The following is a 19,851-nucleotide window of genomic DNA, read 5'->3' as shown; positions in this document are numbered from 1 at the left end:
AATGTTTTAGTAACGATGTTTCTTTGAATAGGTAACGATGTTTTATTTTAACATGTTGTAAACATTTAACCTTGTTAACTTTAATACATGTATGGTGAAATTGTGCCTCTTTAAACTAATGTAGTTATGAGTTTTACAACACGTTGTAAGACAAGGGTAAGATGTGGTGTAAACAACAGTTACCTAGATATAAAGGGAGTACATTGCTGTATAAAAGGTCTATTTTTTTGATTGATAGTAAAACAAAATGATATAATTTAACCTTCAAAATATTAGGCTAGAAATTTATCAATTATAGAATTATCAATATCATAAACCCTCAATCTAATGTTATTCCTTAATAAGTATCTGATATTAATTCTTCGTACGGTAGATTTTGTCGTGCTAGTCTAGGATAAGCAGGGAAACCATTAAACTCTAATGTCGATCAAAATACTACTTACCTGAATAGATTTTTAGTAGACTTAAATAAGGGAGTCCAAAAAGGAGAGCAGCTACGTATAACTTATAGTTATATCATATAGCTATTTATTGTTTAAACTCTAACATAAATAAAATACATTTGTATATATCAAGTTTAGAAAAATAAAATATATACAGATATGAAAAAATATATACTTCCATTATTGTTTATCTTATTAAGTATAACTTTTACAAACGCTCAAGATAGTACCTCGGTAGAAAATATTGAAGAGATGGTAGATGCAAGTAACCCTTTAAGTAAAGGATTAAATGTGTATCAGATTGGTAGGTTTAAACCAAATCAAGTAGAGATGCAAAATATAGTAAATTATACTACCTCGAAATGGTTTATTAGAGCAGCTGTAGATTATACAAAACCTTATGATGCAGATGTAAGCTATGGTTCATCGAGTTTTATGGTATCTAGATTAATTGAATTTGGGAAAAATAATGAAGATTGGAAAATTCAGACTGGTTTTGGTGCTATTGTTTCTCATTCTGCTACAAATGGCATCACTGCAGGAGTTAACTTTGTAGGTGTTCAATTGTCTAAAAAATGGAAATTTGTAGAGCTTTTAACCTACCAATTTAATGGAACTATAGAAGCACAATATGGGGCCTACTACAAATTTACAAACAATGGTTTATGGGAAGTGAGAACACACCCTAGAATGTTATTTAATACACAAACTGGGGTAAATGAGATTCCCGTAGGTATTGGTTTAGGTAGAACAGTAAAATCTAAATCATTTACTGCTTACATCTACTGTGAGCCTGAATATGATTTAGCAAATAACTGTTACTTAATATACTCTGGTGTGAAATTTATTTTCTAATTAAATAATTAACGCTACTTGAAACAGAAAAGCTGCCCATATTGAAAACATGGACAGCTTTAATTTTATTTTTTGAATAATTGACTTAATCTATGAAGTCCATAATAAATAACTGGTGTAAAGAAAATTGATAACAATGTAGAAGATAACATTCCTCCAAATACTGTTGCTCCTAATGCATGTCTTGAATTTGCACCAGCTCCTGTTGCAATAACTAATGGATAAACACCTAAAATAAAGGCAAATGAGGTCATTAATATAGGTCTAAATCTTAAAACTGCAGCATTAATAATTGCTTCCTTAAGTGCTAGACCTTTTGTTAAATTCTCTCTAGCAAACTCTACAATTAAAATGGCATTTTTAGAAGATAACGCAACTAGTAATACTACACCTATCTGCATATAAATACTATTTAACTGTCCTTTGTAAGCTACAAACAATACTGCTCCAAATATTGCCATTGGTACTGCTAAGATTACAGCAAAGGGATCTAACCAAGATTCGTACTGTGCTGCCAATACTAAATAAACCAACAAGATTGCCATTCCAAAGATAAAAATGGTATTGGACCCCGCTTTTATTTCTTGATAAGCCATACCAGTCCATTCAGCATCCATTGTTATATCTAAGTCTTCCTTTACCCATTTGTTCAGCTCTTTAATACCTGCTCCAGAACTGTACATTGGACCAACTTGAGCAATGATATTACTAGCATTAAACATGTTGTATCTTGTTACTATCTGAGGTGAGAAAGAATAATTAGAACTAACAATGTTATCTAAAGAAACTAGTTGTCCTTTTGCATTCTTAATCTTGATTTTATAAACATCAGCAAGTACTTTTCTATACTCTTTTTCACCTTGAACATTAACTTGAAATGTTCTACCCCATTTAGAGAAATCATTTACATATTGAGATCCAGTAACTGAATTTAAAGCTGTGTATATTTCATTCAAAGGAATATCATACATCATGGCTTTCTGTGCATCAACAAATAAAGTTACATTAGGTATATTCGCTCTAAATGTTGCATTTGCACCTTTAAATATTTTAGATGATTTAATTTTAGAAGAGAATTTTTCAGTGAATTTCTGTAATCTGTCAAACTGATCACCTTGTTTATCTTGTAAAACCAATTGTATACCTCCAGAAGCACCCAAACCATTAATGGCAGGAGGAACAAAAGAAAAGATTACAGCCTCATCAATTTCATAAGCTTTTTTATTAATCTCATTTAAAATTACAAGTAGATTTCTACCTTTTTTAAGGCGCGTATCCCAATCTTCAAAACGAATAAATATTGTCAATTGATTGGATGCCGTCGCACCATCAATAATAGAATATCCATTAATAGAAATCCAATCATCTACACCGTCTACTGTTCCAAAAAGGCTATCAAGTTTTGTAGCAACTTCGTTTGTTCTAGATAATGTAGAGGCATCTGGTAACTGTGCTGAAACTAACATATACCCTTGATCTTCATTTGGAATAAACGTAGCTGGCAAAATTGAATAACCAACAAACGACAAACCTGAAATAAGTAAATACAAAAAGATGAAAATAAACATTTTACGTAATGTAAACGCAACTCCTTTATGGTATTTATTTGTTATATAATCGTATCCTTTATTAAAATAGACAAATATAAAGAACTTAGAAGGCACCTCTTTTCTTAAAATCAAAGAACACAATGCAGGTGTTAAAGTAAGTGCATTTAAAGCACTAAATAATGTTGAAAAAGCAATTGTTAAAGCAAATTGTTTGTACAACTCTCCTGTTATTCCAGACATCATTGCTGCAGGAATAAACACAGACATAAGTACTAATGTTGTTGCTACAATAGGACCAGTTACCTCTTGCATTGCCTTTATAGCAGCTTCTTTGGGTGACAATCCTTCTTCTAAATACCTACTTGTATTTTCTACTACTACAATAGCATCATCTACCACAATACCAATTGCAAGCACAATACCGAAAAGAGTAAGAATATTAATGGAGAAACCAAACGCTGCCATTGCTGCAAAGGCGCCAATTAATGCCACAGGAATAGTTACAGAAGGAATTATTGTTGCTCTCCAACTTTGGAGAAACATATACATTACCACAAAAACTAAAAATACTGCAATCAATAATGTTTCAATAACTTCTTTAATAGATGCCGTTACATAATCTGTCGTATCAATTGTAATATGATAATCCATTCCCTCTGGAAAGGATTCTTTTAATTCATCTAATTTAGCTCTTACTGCATTCGATACATCCAAGGCATTAGAATTAGGTAATTGATATACACCAATACCTCCTGCTAATTTCCCTTTAGATTTAAAAGACATTGTATATTTCTCACTTCCTAAATTGATTTCTGCAACATCTTTAAGGTAAACCGTTCCTCCTTCTGGAGTTGTATTCACTATAATGTTCTCAAAATCTGCAACGTCTTTTAATCTACCTGGATAAACATTAATAGCATATGTAGAAACTTGTTTTTGCAAACCAGGTGATTGTCCAATATGCCCTGCCGAAGTTTCTTGATTCTGATTCTGAATTGCAGTTACAACGTCAGAAGGAGACATTCCATGATCTTCTAAAGCATCTGGGTTTAGCCAAACACGAATACTGTAATCTCCTACTCCAAAAATTGTTACATCGCCTACTCCTTCAATTCTTCTTAATTCATCAGCAATATAAGCATCAGCATAATTTGCTAAAAAAGTAGAATCTAAATGTGCACCATCTTTGGCATAAATACTACCAAGAATTACCATATTTGTAGACTTCTTTTGAGTAGTTACACCCAATTTCTGTACAATAGAAGGTAATTGTGGCAATGCCTGAGATACTTTATTTTCTACTAAAACAGTTGCAATATTTACATCTGTTCCTACCTCAAAAGTGATTGTAAGCGAATAAATACCATCATTATTACTAGTAGAAGACATATATATCATCCCTTCTACTCCATTAATTGCTTCTTCTAAAGGAGCACCAACAGATTGTGCAATCGTTGTTGCATCTGCTCCAGGATACATACCCGTTACAGTTACAGTAGGTGGAGTAATTTGCGGATATTGTGAGATTGGTAACATTGACATTGATATGCCACCAACGATTACAATAAAAATTGCAAGTACTGCAGCAAATATTGGTCGATTGATAAAAAAGCGAGAGATCATGATGCTGACAATTTTAGATGAATAGTGAAAATTGGTAGTTGTTAAATGCTATTGTGCAATTGCATGTACTTTAATTCCTACTCTAGCACGCTGAATGCCTGAAACAATAAGATTATCATCTAACTCAACTCCAGAAGTTACAATTACGTTTTCCCCTACTTGAGTACCTAATTTAATTCTATGCTGTTCTACAGTATCTTGAGCTACAGTATATACATATGGCCCTACTTGGTCTCTTTCTACAGCTACTTGTGGTATTAAAAGAACATCTTCTTTAGCACGTTTGGCTAATTTCACACGAACATAAGTACCATCAACTAAAACTTTATCATTGTTCTTTACTTGAGCTTTAAGTGTTATTGAACCAGAATTTAGATCAACCTTAGGATCATGGTAAATTACTTTTCCTTCTGATAACAATGTTTTATTATCATCAGCCATTACAGTAATTGGCAAGTCAGTAACATTTTCTTTGCTTCTTATAATTGAATAATATTTGGCTGCAGGAATTGTAAAGTAAATATTCATAAGATGGCTATCAACTATATAAGCTAATTGAACTCCTGAATTACCTGTTACTATATTGCCATTATCAACATAATAATCTGAAATTACTCCACTTATTGGTGCAGTAATTTTAGTATAAGAATACTGTGTCGTTGCCACCTCTAATTGTGAGTTTGCATTTGCTAACATCGCCTTCGATTCATCGACTTTAGCTTTTGATTCTAAATATTGCAATTCAGAAACTGCACTTGTTTTTACTAATTTTTTGTAAGATTTGTACGTGGCTTCTTTTACTGCCACGTCTGCTTTTGCTCTTTCAACAGAAGCTTCTGCTTTATGTAATTGACTTAAATAAGGTTCTTTTTCTAGCTGAAATAAAAGCTGACCTTTTTTTACATATTGTCCTGGTACAAAATATCTATTTTTTAATTCACCAGTTACACGTGGTACAATACTTACTTTATTTAATGCTTCTGTATACCCTGTGTAAGTATCAAAAATATTTACCTGCTCTTTCTTAGGGTGTCCAACTTTTACGGTTGGTACCTCTGGTGCTTGGTACATATCTGGTTTCTTATAGCAAGAAGTAAATAAAAATGCCATTAGAAGTGGTAGAAAATAGAGAACTTTCATTGTGATAAAAATTAATGTTTTAATATAGGTAATATTGTTACCTTGATATTAATACGCCATATCGGTAACAACGTTGTACAATTGTTTCTATTTTTGTTTAATAAAGTTAAATAGAAACACAACGCTCATATATATCACTGATTTAATGGTTATTACATAATAAGTTATATTTGTAATCATTTCAAATCTTTACCACTTGGGAAAACAATATAATAGCTATTTTCCTACATTTTGGTTAGTTAATTAGAATAAGTCATTTAGTTTTTGATTGGAGTCGTTTTAGCTCTCAACAGTACAGTTTCTATAAATTCGAGATTGCATTTTCCATCAATATAAAATGGAGTTTTTGAGCATCTTCTCTTTTAATATTCTTTAGGTCAATAATAACCTCCTCTTTATCTTTTTTTGTAAGGATTAACTTGTCTTTTTTTAAAACTGATGATAGTACATCAGAAAATGTAATATTTAGGGCCTTTTTAGCATTTACTTTAATTACAATATAGTTTTTGTTCCACTCTACATAATGTTTAAACCAAAGAATTTTACTTTGGTAAAGCATTGCTAGAAAAAAACCGAAAACAATAATTGGTTTACTTAGCTCTTTGGTAGGTAAGTCTAAAGTACCTAATAAAACTATTATAAAAATTAAAATAGCCACAGAATGGCGTATCCATTTTGATATTTTTAAAATCTTAATCGATTCCATATTTACTTGCTATAGTTCTTATACTCTAAATGTAGTTATTAATCAAATACTAAGAATAAACGTAATAATAAAGTTCACAAAATAAAAAAGGCTGATAGAATTTACGTTCTATCAGCCTTTATTTATATCAAAATGTCTCGTCCTGAATTAGTGTTACACAAAACGTAACATTATGAATGAAGATCAAGAATATCAGTACACTAAACGTACACAAAAAGATTACAGCTACTCTTTTAAATTACAAGTTGTAGATGAAGTGGAACGAGGGGAAATAGGTATAACGGCAGCAAGACTTAAATATGGAATACAAGGTCATGGTACCATCCGTACTTGGATAAGAAAGTATGGTAATTTAGATTGGGATAATAAATCTGATTTAAAAATGGGAAAGACACCAGAACAAAAATTATTGGAGCTAGAACAAAAGGTTCTATTATTAGAGAAGCAAAAAGCTTCTTTAGAAAAACAACTCTACGTAACAGATAAAAAAGCAATTTTCTTTGATATGATGATCGATATTGCTGAGGATGAGTTTAATATTCCTATTAGAAAAAAGTCTTTACCCAAGCAGTTGACCAATTCAAAAAAGAAGAAAAAATAGGAGTCAAACCGACTTGTGAATTGCTTGGGTTAAATCGACAAATTTATTATCGTTCGAAAAGGAAAGTAAAAAAGAATAATAGTATTGCATCTAAAGTAGTAGACTTAGTGAAAAGAATTCGTTTGAAGCAAACTAAAATAGGGACAAGGAAATTATATCAATTACTTCTTCCTGAATTGCAATTACTAAATGTAGGTAGAGATAAGCTTTTTGATATCATGAGGGCTAATCGACTCGATATCAAGCCTAAAAAACAATATCATGTCACTACAAATTCTCATCACAGGTTTAAAAAGCATAAAAACCTTATTGAGCATTTGGAAATAAATAGACCTGAACAAGTATTAGTTTCTGATATAACTTACATAGGTGAGCGAAGTAACCCAATGTATCTATCCTTAGTAACAGATGCCTATTCTAAGAAAATAATGGGGTTAAATGTATCAGATAGTTTGAATGCAAATGGAGCTATTGCAGCATTAAAAGAAGCACTGAAAAATAGAAACTATGTTGATTTACCAATGATACACCATTCAGATAGAGGATTACAATATTGTAGTCACGAGTATCAACGACATCTTCAGGAAAATAAAGTATTGTGCTCGATGACGGAATCTTACGATCCTTATCAAAATGCGGTAGCAGAAAGAATAAACGGAATTCTTAAGCAAGAATTTATTTTAGGAATAAAAATTAATGATCTCGATTTAATGAATAAATTTATTAGAGAATCTGTATATATTTACAATAATGAAAGGCCTCATTGGAGTAATTATATGAAGACACCTGTTGAGATGCATCAGCAAAGTGAAATAAAAATGAGAACTTATAAAAGTAAAAATAGCACCGAGCTTACACCCGATGCTATCAATATATAATAGTCTAAATCTGTAACGCTATGGACGGACTAGACAAAAGATTAAAATTAATCTTGTCCTAAACGATATTTAGAAACATCCATACCGAATGTTAAATCTCTTTCAGATAATAACTCCTCTAACTCAGTAAGTGTTTTCTTACCAAAGTTACGGAATTTCATTAGGTCACGAATTTCAAGAGAAACTAAATCACCTAAAGTTTTTACTTCACCTGCTTTTAAAGAGTTGTAAGCACGAACTGAAAGCTCAAGGTCAGCAATAGAAGTTTCAAGGATTGCACGTCTCTTGATTTCTACAGGATCTAATTCTTCAGGAGTCTCACGTTTTTGCATCTCAAAAGTGATGTCTTTATCCGTGATTTGTGCAAAATGCTGAATCAAAATGTTTGCAGCACCTTGTAACGCTTCCTGAGGATCTACAGAACCATCAGTTTCAATTGTAATTACAAGTTTTTCGTAGTCAGTACGTTGCTCTACACGTGTATTTTCAACATGGTATTCCACGTTTTTGATTGGTGTGAATACAGCATCAATTGGTGTATATCCAACTGCATCTGTAGTATCACTTACTAACTGATCTTTTGATGATAAATAACCTCTACCAGCATGAACAGTTAATTCAATATTTAAGCTATTAGCACCATCTAAGTTACAGATTACTAAATCTGGGTTTAAGATTGTATACTCATCAGTAAATTGCGCTACATCACCTGCAGTAAGTTGAGTTTTACCACTGAAATCAACACTAATTTTTTGTGAAGGCTCCTCAATATTAGCAGCTTTTTTAATACGAATCTGCTTAAGATTAAGAATAATTTCAGATACCTCTTCTACTACTCCATTAATTTTTGATGATTCTTGAACGACATTAGGAAATTTAACTCCTACTACCGCGTATCCTTCTAGAGATGAAAGTAATATTCGTCTGAAAGAGTTACCGATAGTTGCACCGAAACCTCTTTCAAGTGGTTTGAATTCAAAAAGACCCTTATTTGTGTTATCGGTCTTTTCCATTACTACTTTATCTGGCTTTTGGAAAGATAGTACTGACATATTATTATTCTACTTTGAAATTATTTTCTTCAAAAATTAATTACTCTTAAATCTCCATCTTGCTCCATATCCAGGTGATAAAAATACGTTTTATACGTAATTCTATTTATTGACCCAAACACAATAAAGGAGTTTAATTTCAATTAACGCGTAAATTACCTAAAATGAACTCAGAAATAAAAACTTTTGTATAAGGTTTTAAGAGAATACTTGTAAATCTTTTTAAATTTTTCCATTTAATTGGATATAAGGCTCAAAATATCTCGAATATTCCCTGTATAGCATTAATTCAATTTGTAATCATTAAAATAATACCTTTTAAAGTTCTTGAATCTACAGACAAAAGAAATAAGGTAATTTGAACTATTTAATGCATCAATAAAAATAAAAGGTTGACGGATTATCAATCCATCAACCTTCTTCTATCCATTACACTATTGAGAAATTACTTTGCGTAAATTTCATCAATCTGTTGTTTATATCTCTCACTAATTGCCTTTCTTTTTAATTTTAGAGTTGGTGTCATCTCACCGCTCTCAATAGAAAATTCATTAGGCAATAAAGTAAACTTCTTTATTTTTTCAAATTTAGCAAGATCATGCTGTAAAAGTTCTACTCTTTTCTCATACATTTTTACAATGTCTTTATTCAAGATTAGATCTTCTCTATTGGTAAAACTAATACCATTTTCTTCTGCATATTCTTCTAAATTAATAAAAGTAGGTACTATTAGGGCTGAAACGAAGTTACGACCATCTGCTATAATAGCTATTTGCTCTACAAAATGATCTTTACCTACTTTCCCTTCCACTACTTGAGGAGCAATATATTTACCATTAGATGTTTTCATAAGTTCTTTAATTCTGTCAGTAATCATTAAGTTACCTTCAGCATCAAATTCACCGGCATCACCAGTTCTAAAGAAACCATCTTCTGTAAATACTTTGGCTGTTTCTTCAGGGTTGTTATAATACCCTTTCATAACAACTTTACTTTTTACAAGAATTTCATTACTCTCACCAATTTTAACTTCCACTCCTTCTAATGGCGTACCAATAGAATCTGGATTAAACGGCTGATTAATATGCCATGCAGTTACTGTTGCACACGTTTCAGTTAAACCGTAACCTAAAATTACAGGAATGCCAATTGCATGGAAAAATTTGCCAATTTCAGGATCTAATTTTGCTCCACCAGCAGGCATAAATTTAATATTACCTCCTAATAATTTCTGGAATTTACTTAAGATCAATTTATTGGCAATACCATATTTAAATTTATCTAAAGCAGATAATTGTTTATTAGAATTTCTTAATTCAAAACATCTTTTACCTACATTTACAGCCCAATTAAAAATTGCTTTTTTAGTAGGAGATGCTTTTGCTACTTTCTCATGAACAGTAGAATATATTTTTTCATAAAAACGAGGTACTGCACACATTACATCAGGAGATGTTTCTAATAATGCTTCCTTAATTAGCGTTGTATCTTCTAGGTAATAATTGATGGCACCTCTATACAATACATAAGTTGACCAAGCTCTTTCAAAAACATGTGATAATGGTAAGAAACTAAGATTGGTATATGTATCATTAAATTCGATTAACGCCAGGTGAGCTTCAAATTGAGAAACAAAGTTGGTGTAATCCATCATTACTCCTTTTGGTACACCAGTAGTACCTGAAGTATAAATCAGCGTCATTAAATCATTTAAATCTGCTTCTTCTACTCTTTTCTCAATTTCTATATATTGATCTTTTGATCCTTTAGAAATAAACTCTTCCCAAAGTAATCCTTTTTTGTGCCCTCTCCTATGAATACTATTTTTCATAGTTACTACATATTGTAAAGAAGGACAATCTTCAGCTACTTCTATAATGTTATCGTATTGCTCTTGATCTCCAACAAACATTATTTTAATACCAGCGTCATTAATAATATAAGCTGCTTGTTTTGCTGTACTCGTTGCATAAATAGAAACACTAACAGCTCTAATTTGTTGAGCAGCAAAATCTGTAATTGTCCAGTTTGGCATATTTTGAGCATATATACCAATTTTATCCTGTACGCCAATTCCAGAAGCAAGCATCCCTAAAGAAACACTGTCTATTTCTTTTGCAAAATCGGTCCAAGAAATCCCTTCCCATATTCCATCTGCAACTCTGTAACGAACTGCATCTCTATCTTTATATTTATTTGCTTGAGATCGAATAGTATGTACTAAATGTGTAGTAGACCCTGACATTATTAATTTCTTTGATGATTATGTTTTTTGATATATTTTATCAAAATATGTGTTTTACATAGGTTAATTGCGTTACCATTGTATAACGGTATCACAACACTAGTTTAGATCAGAATGTGACAGCTAGAAAGCTAAATTTTCTTAATTATATTCAAATGAATCTAAATAGCCCTCGAAGATGTATAAAAATATTCTATCATCAAATAGTTTTTGATAGAAAATATGGGCATTGCATAACAATGTAAAAATGTCAACCACTACATAAAAAGAAAAGCACAGACAATATTCCTCCTCTATTAAAAGGTAAAATATCGTCTATGCTCTTAAACATTGAGTTTATTGTTTTTAATTTCTACTCATCGTCTTCATCATCTTCAAAATCACTACTTGAGAAATTCATCATTCCTGAAAGTAAATCTGAGAAGCTTGTTTTTGCAACAAGTTGGTGCTTACTTAATTGGCTAAATTCTGCCAACCCATGTAAAACAAATTCCATTCTATAATAAATTTCATCTTCTGTTAAACCTTCGTGTAATTTTTCTACACAAGCTCGTAATGTAGGAACACTGTTTAATGTGTCTTGGTATTGAGAATGGGTCATGTCATTCAAAATATCAATACTGTTACCTTCTCCAAACCATTCTATAATGTATTTATATGGATTATCTTCTAATTTCCTCACCTTTTCGGGAGATGGAAAGAACCCTAAAAATTGCTTTCTAATTGCTTTGCTTAAAAGTGATTGTGCAACTTCCCCTGCACCTTCCTGTTCACCCTCATAAACAAGTTCAATTTTTCCTGTAATTGCAGGAATCGTTCCCACTAAATCTGCTACTCGAATATACGTTTTATCTTCTGAGTTAAGTAATATTCTAAGTTCAGCAGCAGAATACAGATTTTCCATTGATGATATAGTAAGACGTGCTGACACTCCACTTTTTTCATCAACAAATTCACTTTCTCTAGCTTCAAAAGCAATTTGTTCAATCAAATTACATGAGATGTCATTCATGGTTATTTTCTCTAACTGAGCAGGCTTTATGTTCGCTTCTTGTGAGGTGATTTTTTTTGCAATCTGTAAATCTTTAGGGTAGTGTGTTATAATTTGAGTTTCAATTCTATCTTTCAGTGGTGTTACAATACTTCCTCTGTTTGTGTAATCCTCTGGGTTTGCTGTAAACACAAACTGTATATCTAAAGGTAAACGAATTTTGAAACCTCTAATTTGGATATCACCTTCTTGCAAAATATTGAACAAAGCTACTTGTATTCTAGGTTGTAAATCTGGTAGCTCATTTATAACAAATAACCCTCTGTGAGATCTTGGTACCAATCCATAATGAATCACTCTTTCATCAGAATAACTTAACTTATCTGTGGCAGCTTTAATTGGATCAATGTCTCCTATAAGATCGGCAACAGAAACATCTGGGGTAGCTAATTTTTCGGTATATCTATCTTCTCTTTTCCACCAGAAAATTGGTGTGTTATCACCTAATTTTTCAATTTTTTCTTTAGCAGTATAAGACAAAGGTTGTAAAGGATCATCATTTAATTCACTTCCTTCAACTACAGGAATTACATCATCTAAAAGATGAATCATTAAACGTGCAATTCTTGTTTTTGCTTGTCCTCTTAAACCTAAAAGATTAATATTGTGCATAGATAAAATTCCACGCTCTAATTCTGGTATTACAGTATCTTCGTATCCCCAAATTGCTGTAAAAGGATTTTCTTTATTTTGTAACTTTTGAATAAGGTTCTCTCTTAATTCTTCTTTAACAGTTCTTGATTGATAGCCTGCACTTTTTAATGCTCCGAGTGTTGTTATTTTCAGCTTATCTTCTAATGAAAGTTCTTGATATTTCTTCATGGTATATATTTAATTACATTCTTTTTTTCTTGTTTCTACTATAGTCTTCAAAAATCATATCGCCCAATCCCTTTAGTCCAGAATAATAAGCGTTACCATTATTTGCTTCTGTAAATTCATGTATAAATTCTTTGAGATAAGGATCTGACGCAATCATGAAAGTAGTAATAGGAATACGCAACCTTCTTGCCTGAGAGGCTAAGGTTAGGCATTTATTGACAATTTTACGATCTAAACCAAAACTATTTTTATAATATCCACCTGCTTCTTTTAAACAAGATGGTTTACCATCGGTAATCATAAAAATTTGTTTATTGGTTGTCTTTCTTCTTCTTAAAAGATCCATTGCTAACTCTAAACCAGCAACTGTATTTGTATGGTATGGTCCTACTTGCAAATAAGGTAAATCTTTAATTTTTATCTGCCATGCATCATTCCCAAAAACAATTATATCAAGAGTATCTTTCTTGTACTTTCGTTTAATCATTTCAGCCAGAGCCATAGCTACTTTTTTTGCCGGTGTAATTCTGTCTTCACCATATAAAATCATCGAATGTGAGATGTCGATCATAAGCACTGTAGATGTTTGTGTTTTATGTTCTTTCTCAACCACTTCTAAATCATTTTCATTGATCGAAAAATTATCAATCCCATGATTAATTTGGGCATTCCTAATCGAATCTGTCATAGATATTTGGCCTAGAGCATCACCAAACTGAAATGGTCTTCTATCAGAAGTCGTCTCATCTCCTTGGTTTCCTGTTAAAGGTGTTTTATGATCTCCTTTCTGTCCTTTTTTTAATTTACCAAAGATCTCTTCTAATGCAGATTGTCTTATTTTTTGTTCACTTTTGGCTGTAATTGTAAACTCTCCTTGTGTATTTAAATCTTCTTTTATAAAACCCTTATCTTTTAAGTCTTTATAAAAATCTCCCATTCCATAGGTATTATCTGTTAGCGTATATTGTCTGTCTAAATTGTTAAGCCAATTCATTGTTTCAGACACATCGCCTCCAGTAATATTTATGAGTTCTAAGAACATTTTAAGAAGTTCTGAAAATTTATCTCCTTCTTTCGCTTCAGGAGGTATATATTCTGTAAATCGGTACCCTTTCATAATGTGTTGTTTTGAGAATAATAACTATTTAGATGAAAATTTGTTCTAACAAATTAAGAAAGAATTTAGTCATATTTTTCCACAAGGGTATGCTTTCTTCAAATTTTTTAATAGTCATGCCTTTTTAATATTGATATAATAAAATACTTTATCTGTTTTAAAAGTCTAGTACTCTTTTTGCAGTTAGGTTCAATAGAAGCAAACACAACACATAAAATAACACTACACTAAAATGAAATACTTACTGACAACTATTGTACTTCTATATTCTCTAAACAATATATTTGGTCAAGACTTGACCGTAAATAGTACAAGTGAACTTGATTTTAAATTATCATCTCATCTATTATTTAAATCTTTAAATGAGAAAGAAAAAGATAGATTTTGTCATGCATTACTTATTCTTAATAGTAATTATGATAATCCTATTTATGAATCAGAATGGTACACATCAATAGACGGAATGAGTTATGAGGATATATTTTTGAAATCTTTATTAGTTTCCTCTGATCAAAGGAAAATGGATAAGCAACAGATCAATAGTTACATAGAAGAACTAAGTTATAGAAAAAATAATGCACCTGATTTTAATGCAATGTTTTCCTTTTCAAAAGAAAAAAGTATTGGATATTTTGAAAACTTATCTGATATAAACATCAATACTATTTCAATCGCTATAACAGACTCCTCTAGTGAATATCAAATAATTGAGTATAAACTAAAGCAAACTATATCTAAAGGAAAGAAAACACAAATTGAATTACCAGCGAATCAACTGATGAATGCACGTGTAATTCGAATTGAAAACACCTTAGAAAATAAAAAAATTGATGCTTTTGAATATAATGAAATTCAAAAACATCAATTTAATTTCTTAAAGAATAGTCTTCTTGACGAAGAACAAAATCATATTGAATAGAACTTTTTTCTATTAATCAAATACTACAAATGAATTACTATCACTTGAGGTATTCTCTTTTTTAGCACTTTCTGCAAAAGAGCCATCTAAATCTTTTTGATTTCCATAATTTTGAGACTGATTTGTTGGGAAAATATCAAAAACTTCATGAACAATCTCAGAATCTGTCTGACTCTTAATAAAGATGGTCACTTCTTTATCAACATTGTCTACATAAGGACTTGTACATGCAAGCACAAATAATGTAAAACCAGCTAATAAAAATGTTGTAGCTATATAATTTGTTTTATGCTCAGAAAAATAAGAAAGTACAAAACCTCCTAATAAAACAATAATAGCTACCAACATAACCCAATTAGAGTGGAAAGTAGAAGCCGAGATTCTAGAATCAATTAAATTTAGATAACCATATTCAGTCTCTAAAAATTTAACGTCTTCTGATGACAACTGTTGAATAGGATATTCGAATATTGATCCATCAACTTGTTCTAAAATAACATTTGCATCTTTTACTAAAATAAGTTGAGCATCAGCAATTTCATTATGCTGTTGATCGTTCCAAACATGGTAATATGCATTTTCTGTAGATGCATAACCTAATGAGGATACAAAGAATGTAACGAAGAGTATCAGATAGTTTTTCATTTAATTTGTATAGCAAGCTTAATATGTACGGGTATTTATTATTAAGTTACAAACTTGAGAAGTTTCTACAAAATAAAAAACAGTAATGTAAGAAAATTACAAGATTTCATAAATAAAACACCAAATTAAGCAATAAAACTACTTATAACAGGAATTAAAGTACAAATTAAGAGTGCAACCGATTGATAATGGAATTGATGAATGGTTAAACCAGTAAGGAATAATAATCCATTCTCTGAAGATGAGGAAATACTTCCTGTAGAAAAGTTCGTAGTATAATCTACTATAACTTCGTTCTGATCTTTAATTTGCCATTTGTTACCTATGAGGCTTTTATATGACCAAGTATAGCGTTTATCATTTATTACAATAGAAGCTTTATTCTTTAAAAGATTCCATTTTATCTCCCCTATTTTCTTATACTCATCAGTACAAATTTTCACCTTTGTTGTATTCCAGATAGAAGTATATTTAAAAATAAACTTTTGTCCTTTCCATGATCCTAAAATGGTATTAAGCCATTTTTTTTCATCAAGTGTGGAGATTAACTTTTTATTTTGGAATAATGAAAATGAATTGTGTAATAATTGATTTTCGCAGTGGAGTTGCATACTTATTCTATTAGTTGTGGTATTGGTTTGTTGACTTAATTTATTAAATATTTATGAGATATAAAAAAGAAGATATAATTAAAAAAATTTTAACATTGTACTAATCAATGTTTTACACATACATTGTAAGATACTTATTGGAAATATTACAAGTCAGATTAATGATTTAAAACTATAAATCATGTTTACACTCTAATTGCTAGTTATTGTATTATTGAAAGAAAAAATTAATTAAAAATTACTGCATACGCATTCAATGAAGTTGCTATACACAACCATATTATATAAGGAGCAATAAGTAAAGTTAACCATCTCATTTCTGTCTGATATTTAAAAATAAAAAACATCACACACATTGAAAGTAATACAATTACAATTAAGCCAAGAAACATATAATGAAAATAGAAAAAAACAGGGTTCCATAATACATTTAAAAGGAAGGCAGAACCAAACGCAATCATAAATACATTCTTATCAAGAACCTTATTCCATAAAGCACCTAAATAAACCGAAAATAATAGCATTATAGTTGACCATGCAAAACCAAAAACCCACCCTGGAGGAGTCCATGGAGCTTTATTTAAAGTTTGATACCATTCTGAAGGAACACCTTTACCCGTAAAAAAACCTCCTATTCCAAGACCTAAAAAATTAATTAACAAGAAAATAATAATACGAATAACCATAGCTTTAATTTAATTGATAATATAAAGTTGATATTAATTAATACATGGATGAGAACTCAGTTCTGGTAAAAATGTTTTGCAAAAAAATAAGGTAGCTCTTCACTACCTTATTCTCTTTTATCTCTCTTAGATTAATTTGATGGTACAACTTGTACTCTAATAATCTCACCATCAATATCTACTGTATACCTTGTAAAACCATCTGATAAATCTTCACAAACGGTTTCTTCCAACTCTGTTTTTTCTGCCATAGTAATTTTATGACCAGCATCAATTTCTTTTTTGATAGCTGCAGAACCTACAGTGTTTTCCCAAAGTTCTATAACAGAAGCCATATATGGAAGATTAGGAATTTCATTCATTACTTTAAATAATTCTTCTTCTTCATCATCCGTTTCTGCTTCAGCTAAATCCATAAGAAGTTCATAATGATCTTCATGGAGTAAAAATTCATGATTTACTACTTGATCATTATTATTTAAAGCAGCAATTCTTTCTAATGTTTTCATATTTTCTAAATTTTAGAGTGATAAGTTAAAGATTATCTATCAAAAATCTAGTCATTATAAATAAATTAACTATCGGTATTATTTATAATAATTAATCAATTTCTATGTAAATTAGTATATGATTAGAATCTTACTCTTTCTTTTATTTCTATCTTTTTCAAATCAATTAATTGCTCAAAATTCAGAACTCGATTCGTTATCAAGAAAAGCAACTGACCCAACAGCAATTATGTGGCAACTTCAATTAGAAGACTTTTGGGAACCTCTAACGTCTACAGATGATTTTAGCAAAAATCAATTTAGAGTTCGGATTGTACTACCATTATCTGGAAAAAACAAAGGTAGTTGGGATCACCTTATTCGTGTTACTTTTAAAGGGCTCAACACCACTCAAAATACCTTTGGCTTAGGAGATACTGAAGTTTTTGACATGATCATTCCTAAAAGATACAGTTGGGGAGCTTGGAGTTTAGGACCTCTTGCCTATTTACCTACAGCTACAAATAGTAATTTTGGCTCTGGTAAATTTTCTTTAGGTTTAGCTGCTGGCCTTTCCTTCAACAACCCATCTATGGGAAGGTGGCAAGTTGATTTTTTACTGGAATATCTTCACTCTGTTGCTGGAGATATGAATAAAAGTGATGCCAATCAAGTACAATTACAACCAAGTATTACTTACCATTTAAATCAAGGTTTTTACTTAGAAACAGAACCTGTATTTGCTTATTCTTTTGAACATAGTTCTGTAACTTTGCCTATAAATTTAAGGTTTGGAAAAGTATGGATTATTAATGGCCAAAAATACAATACGTACATTGAACCAGAAACTACAATGTACTCTCAAGAATCAACCTATACTATTGCAGGTTTCAGATTTGGATTACGTTTCCTATTTAAAGAATAAAGAATTTATTAAGTAGTTCTATTTACAATCTATACAAATTAATAAGATGATCTTTATAAGTATAGATATCATTTTTATTGTCCATTCTAATTAGAAGGTCATAAATGGTATCTAATAAATAATTATAATTTTTTACATCATATTGGGAATACGGATAATCAATTCTATTATTAATATCAGTACCGAGTATTTCGTTTACAAATTCTTTAAGTTTCTCTTCTGATGGAAAAATTCTAAAAGCTTTGTGTGTTGTAAGTTCTTTCTCTTTACAGTAGTCTAATACTCTTTCAAAAAGGTTATTGTCTGTTGATAGAAATTGGTGAATTGTATTTAACATCGTAGTAAAATTTATAGTTATCATTTACTACTTATACGATGTTTTCTACCAGATGAATTTCCATTAAAAGGTCAAAAATTATACTTATTTGCTCAAATTATTTATTCAACTTTTGGTATCTACTAGGCGATTCATCAAAATATTTTTTAAATGTACTAGAAAAATGTTGTACATGACTAAATCCAAATTTTTCAGCAATTTCAGACATACTCAATTTTCCTTTTAATAAAATATTCTTAACTCTTTCCATTCTATTCACCATATAGAAATTGTAAATAGTATGACCGAATACTTCATGAAATAATTGTTGTATTAATGTTTTATCTATCCCTGATTTAGAAACCAGATCGCCAACATCAGGGCGTTTGTTTAAATTTTCAAGGATTCCCTGACGAATATTAAATAAGGCAATGAGTTGTTCCTCAGTAATTTTATGATTGTGAGCCGTTGTAGATAGATCAACTTTTTTAATTCCATTTAAAAACATATAATACAACTCTTGCATTTTTACAGGCAATATTTTTGTTTTTAAAATGGTTGAGTATTTTATAATTTCAGTAAGACTCATTTTAAAAGCCTTAATATCATTTCGTTCTTCAAAGAAATGGAAAAAAGATGATCTGTTTAGGTAATACTCACTTATTTCTACATCATCGATTTCTCTTAGTGTATCTTTTGAATAAAAAATATTAATGTGTTTTATCAGTTGCCCCGCCTTCACATTACTATTTATAATTGTATCTTTTGTACAAGTATAAAAACCATTTGATCTTATTTCTTCATTATTTTCTCCTTCAAAAACAATATCAGCATTAAAAAATGAAGCGATATAATCAAAATATAAAGACGAACTGTAATCTACAGTAAATGGAATATCTACTTTAGCTTCTATATTAAAAACCATAAAATAGATACCTGGGTGTATTTTATAAAAAAAAATAAAGCCTACTCCATTGTCACTATCAACATTTAAAAAATTAGGGTGTATAAACTCTCCATTAAAAAAATCTTTTAGCCACTGTTTATGTTGATTGTAGTCTTGTATTTTACCTTTTAGCATTCTTATCTGTTAACTAAAACAATAAATAATTTTCTCGAACAACTAAAGGTAATATTTTTTCTTTTTAAAAGACAAAAGCCCTCACATTTATCAAAAT

General features: G+C 30.4%; 18 protein-coding genes. 5 read left to right on the top strand and 13 right to left on the bottom strand.

What is annotated here, in order from left to right; all coding sequences use genetic code 11:
- Nucleotides 1-602: 602 nt before the first annotated feature.
- Nucleotides 603-1,298, top strand: coding sequence for a hypothetical protein (locus KM029_RS24485; protein ID WP_144076427.1), 696 nt, complete (start codon nt 603-605; stop codon nt 1,296-1,298).
- Between the two features lie 65 nt (nt 1,299-1,363).
- Here KM029_RS24485 and KM029_RS24480 read toward each other — a convergent pair whose 3' ends face one another.
- The 3 genes from KM029_RS24480 to KM029_RS24470 all read right to left on the bottom strand — a co-directional run bounded on the left by KM029_RS24480 (nt 1,364) and on the right by KM029_RS24470 (nt 6,317).
- Entirely contained in the window at nt 1,364-4,471 is a 3,108-nt protein-coding gene (locus KM029_RS24480) for an efflux RND transporter permease subunit (RefSeq protein WP_144076426.1), read from the bottom strand.
- Between the two features lie 48 nt (nt 4,472-4,519).
- On the bottom strand, nt 4,520-5,611 hold the full coding sequence (locus KM029_RS24475; RefSeq protein ID WP_144076425.1) for an efflux RND transporter periplasmic adaptor subunit: 1,092 nt from the start codon (nt 5,609-5,611) through the stop codon (nt 4,520-4,522).
- 301 nt (nt 5,612-5,912) lie between these two features.
- Nucleotides 5,913-6,317, bottom strand: a complete 405-nt coding sequence (locus KM029_RS24470) for a hypothetical protein (RefSeq protein ID WP_144076424.1) — start codon at nt 6,315-6,317, stop codon at nt 5,913-5,915.
- Between the two features lie 172 nt (nt 6,318-6,489).
- Here KM029_RS24470 and KM029_RS24465 point away from each other — a divergent pair, with 172 nt between their 5' ends.
- Both KM029_RS24465 and KM029_RS24460 read left to right on the top strand, forming a co-directional pair.
- On the top strand, nt 6,490-6,918 hold the full coding sequence (locus KM029_RS24465) for a transposase (protein WP_205125428.1): 429 nt from the start codon (nt 6,490-6,492) through the stop codon (nt 6,916-6,918).
- Nucleotides 6,919-6,938: 20 nt separating this feature from the next.
- On the top strand, nt 6,939-7,796 hold the full coding sequence (locus KM029_RS24460) for an IS3 family transposase (RefSeq protein WP_215586339.1): 858 nt from the start codon (nt 6,939-6,941) through the stop codon (nt 7,794-7,796).
- Between the two features lie 47 nt (nt 7,797-7,843).
- On the opposite strand, the gene KM029_RS24455 is transcribed toward KM029_RS24460, so the two are convergent.
- The 4 genes from KM029_RS24455 to KM029_RS24440 form a co-directional block, all read right to left on the bottom strand.
- A complete protein-coding gene (locus tag KM029_RS24455; RefSeq protein ID WP_144076423.1) occupies nt 7,844-8,848 on the bottom strand; it encodes a DNA-directed RNA polymerase subunit alpha in 1,005 nt (334 codons plus the stop codon).
- A gap of 445 nt (nt 8,849-9,293) precedes the next feature.
- On the bottom strand, nt 9,294-11,093 hold the full coding sequence (locus KM029_RS24450) for an AMP-dependent synthetase/ligase (RefSeq protein ID WP_144076422.1): 1,800 nt from the start codon (nt 11,091-11,093) through the stop codon (nt 9,294-9,296).
- A 352-nt stretch (nt 11,094-11,445) separates the two neighbouring features.
- The gene (locus KM029_RS24445; RefSeq protein WP_144076421.1) at nt 11,446-12,966 is read right to left on the bottom strand and encodes a sigma 54-interacting transcriptional regulator; all 1,521 of its coding nucleotides are present in this window, start codon (nt 12,964-12,966) and stop codon (nt 11,446-11,448) included.
- 13 nt (nt 12,967-12,979) lie between these two features.
- Nucleotides 12,980-14,083 (bottom strand): vWA domain-containing protein, encoded by a 1,104-nt coding sequence (locus tag KM029_RS24440; protein WP_144076420.1) that lies wholly within the window; start codon nt 14,081-14,083, stop codon nt 12,980-12,982.
- 232 nt (nt 14,084-14,315) lie between these two features.
- Here KM029_RS24440 and KM029_RS24435 point away from each other — a divergent pair, with 232 nt between their 5' ends.
- On the top strand, nt 14,316-15,002 hold the full coding sequence (locus KM029_RS24435; protein ID WP_144076419.1) for a hypothetical protein: 687 nt from the start codon (nt 14,316-14,318) through the stop codon (nt 15,000-15,002).
- A 12-nt stretch (nt 15,003-15,014) separates the two neighbouring features.
- Here KM029_RS24435 and KM029_RS24430 read toward each other — a convergent pair whose 3' ends face one another.
- The 4 genes from KM029_RS24430 to KM029_RS24415 form a co-directional block, all read right to left on the bottom strand.
- The gene (locus KM029_RS24430) at nt 15,015-15,647 is read right to left on the bottom strand and encodes an SHD1 domain-containing protein (RefSeq protein ID WP_144076418.1); all 633 of its coding nucleotides are present in this window, start codon (nt 15,645-15,647) and stop codon (nt 15,015-15,017) included.
- Nucleotides 15,648-15,772: 125 nt separating this feature from the next.
- Nucleotides 15,773-16,258 carry a hypothetical protein gene (locus KM029_RS24425; protein WP_144076417.1) on the bottom strand — a complete coding sequence of 162 codons (486 nt, stop codon included), beginning with the start codon at nt 16,256-16,258 and terminating at the stop codon, nt 15,773-15,775.
- Nucleotides 16,259-16,485: 227 nt separating this feature from the next.
- The gene (locus tag KM029_RS24420) at nt 16,486-16,944 is read right to left on the bottom strand and encodes a TspO/MBR family protein (RefSeq protein ID WP_144076416.1); all 459 of its coding nucleotides are present in this window, start codon (nt 16,942-16,944) and stop codon (nt 16,486-16,488) included.
- A gap of 131 nt (nt 16,945-17,075) precedes the next feature.
- A complete protein-coding gene (locus KM029_RS24415; protein ID WP_144076415.1) occupies nt 17,076-17,453 on the bottom strand; it encodes a hypothetical protein in 378 nt (125 codons plus the stop codon).
- A gap of 118 nt (nt 17,454-17,571) precedes the next feature.
- Between KM029_RS24415 and KM029_RS24410 the strand changes: the two genes are divergently transcribed.
- Nucleotides 17,572-18,357: a hypothetical protein gene (locus KM029_RS24410; protein WP_144076414.1), complete on the top strand. Its 786-nt coding sequence runs from the start codon at nt 17,572-17,574 to the stop codon at nt 18,355-18,357.
- Between the two features lie 22 nt (nt 18,358-18,379).
- On the opposite strand, the gene KM029_RS24405 is transcribed toward KM029_RS24410, so the two are convergent.
- Complete coding sequence (locus tag KM029_RS24405) at nt 18,380-18,694, bottom strand: hypothetical protein (protein ID WP_144076413.1); 315 nt, start codon at nt 18,692-18,694, stop codon at nt 18,380-18,382.
- 97 nt (nt 18,695-18,791) lie between these two features.
- A complete protein-coding gene (locus tag KM029_RS24400) occupies nt 18,792-19,754 on the bottom strand; it encodes a helix-turn-helix transcriptional regulator (protein ID WP_144076412.1) in 963 nt (320 codons plus the stop codon).
- Nucleotides 19,755-19,851: the final 97 nt, after the last annotated feature.

This window comes from Flammeovirga kamogawensis (assembly GCF_018736065.1).
GTDB lineage: Bacteria > Bacteroidota > Bacteroidia > Cytophagales > Flammeovirgaceae > Flammeovirga > Flammeovirga kamogawensis.
Note: the sequence above shows the minus strand (reverse complement) of the source record. Positions and strands in the feature narration are given on the sequence as shown.

Coding starts and splice junctions, on each gene's coding strand:
- KM029_RS24485 (WP_144076427.1), top strand. CDS start 603: ATGAAAAAATATATACTTCCATTATTGTTTATCTTATTAAGTATAACT.
- KM029_RS24480 (WP_144076426.1), bottom strand. CDS start 4,471: ATGATCTCTCGCTTTTTTATCAATCGACCAATATTTGCTGCAGTACTT.
- KM029_RS24475 (WP_144076425.1), bottom strand. CDS start 5,611: ATGAAAGTTCTCTATTTTCTACCACTTCTAATGGCATTTTTATTTACT.
- KM029_RS24470 (WP_144076424.1), bottom strand. CDS start 6,317: ATGGAATCGATTAAGATTTTAAAAATATCAAAATGGATACGCCATTCT.
- KM029_RS24465 (WP_205125428.1), top strand. CDS start 6,490: ATGAATGAAGATCAAGAATATCAGTACACTAAACGTACACAAAAAGAT.
- KM029_RS24455 (WP_144076423.1), bottom strand. CDS start 8,848: ATGTCAGTACTATCTTTCCAAAAGCCAGATAAAGTAGTAATGGAAAAG.
- KM029_RS24450 (WP_144076422.1), bottom strand. CDS start 11,093: ATGTCAGGGTCTACTACACATTTAGTACATACTATTCGATCTCAAGCA.
- KM029_RS24445 (WP_144076421.1), bottom strand. CDS start 12,966: ATGAAGAAATATCAAGAACTTTCATTAGAAGATAAGCTGAAAATAACA.
- KM029_RS24440 (WP_144076420.1), bottom strand. CDS start 14,083: ATGAAAGGGTACCGATTTACAGAATATATACCTCCTGAAGCGAAAGAA.
- KM029_RS24435 (WP_144076419.1), top strand. CDS start 14,316: ATGAAATACTTACTGACAACTATTGTACTTCTATATTCTCTAAACAAT.
- KM029_RS24430 (WP_144076418.1), bottom strand. CDS start 15,647: ATGAAAAACTATCTGATACTCTTCGTTACATTCTTTGTATCCTCATTA.
- KM029_RS24425 (WP_144076417.1), bottom strand. CDS start 16,258: ATGCAACTCCACTGCGAAAATCAATTATTACACAATTCATTTTCATTA.
- KM029_RS24420 (WP_144076416.1), bottom strand. CDS start 16,944: ATGGTTATTCGTATTATTATTTTCTTGTTAATTAATTTTTTAGGTCTT.
- KM029_RS24415 (WP_144076415.1), bottom strand. CDS start 17,453: ATGAAAACATTAGAAAGAATTGCTGCTTTAAATAATAATGATCAAGTA.
- KM029_RS24410 (WP_144076414.1), top strand. CDS start 17,572: ATGATTAGAATCTTACTCTTTCTTTTATTTCTATCTTTTTCAAATCAA.
- KM029_RS24405 (WP_144076413.1), bottom strand. CDS start 18,694: ATGTTAAATACAATTCACCAATTTCTATCAACAGACAATAACCTTTTT.
- KM029_RS24400 (WP_144076412.1), bottom strand. CDS start 19,754: ATGCTAAAAGGTAAAATACAAGACTACAATCAACATAAACAGTGGCTA.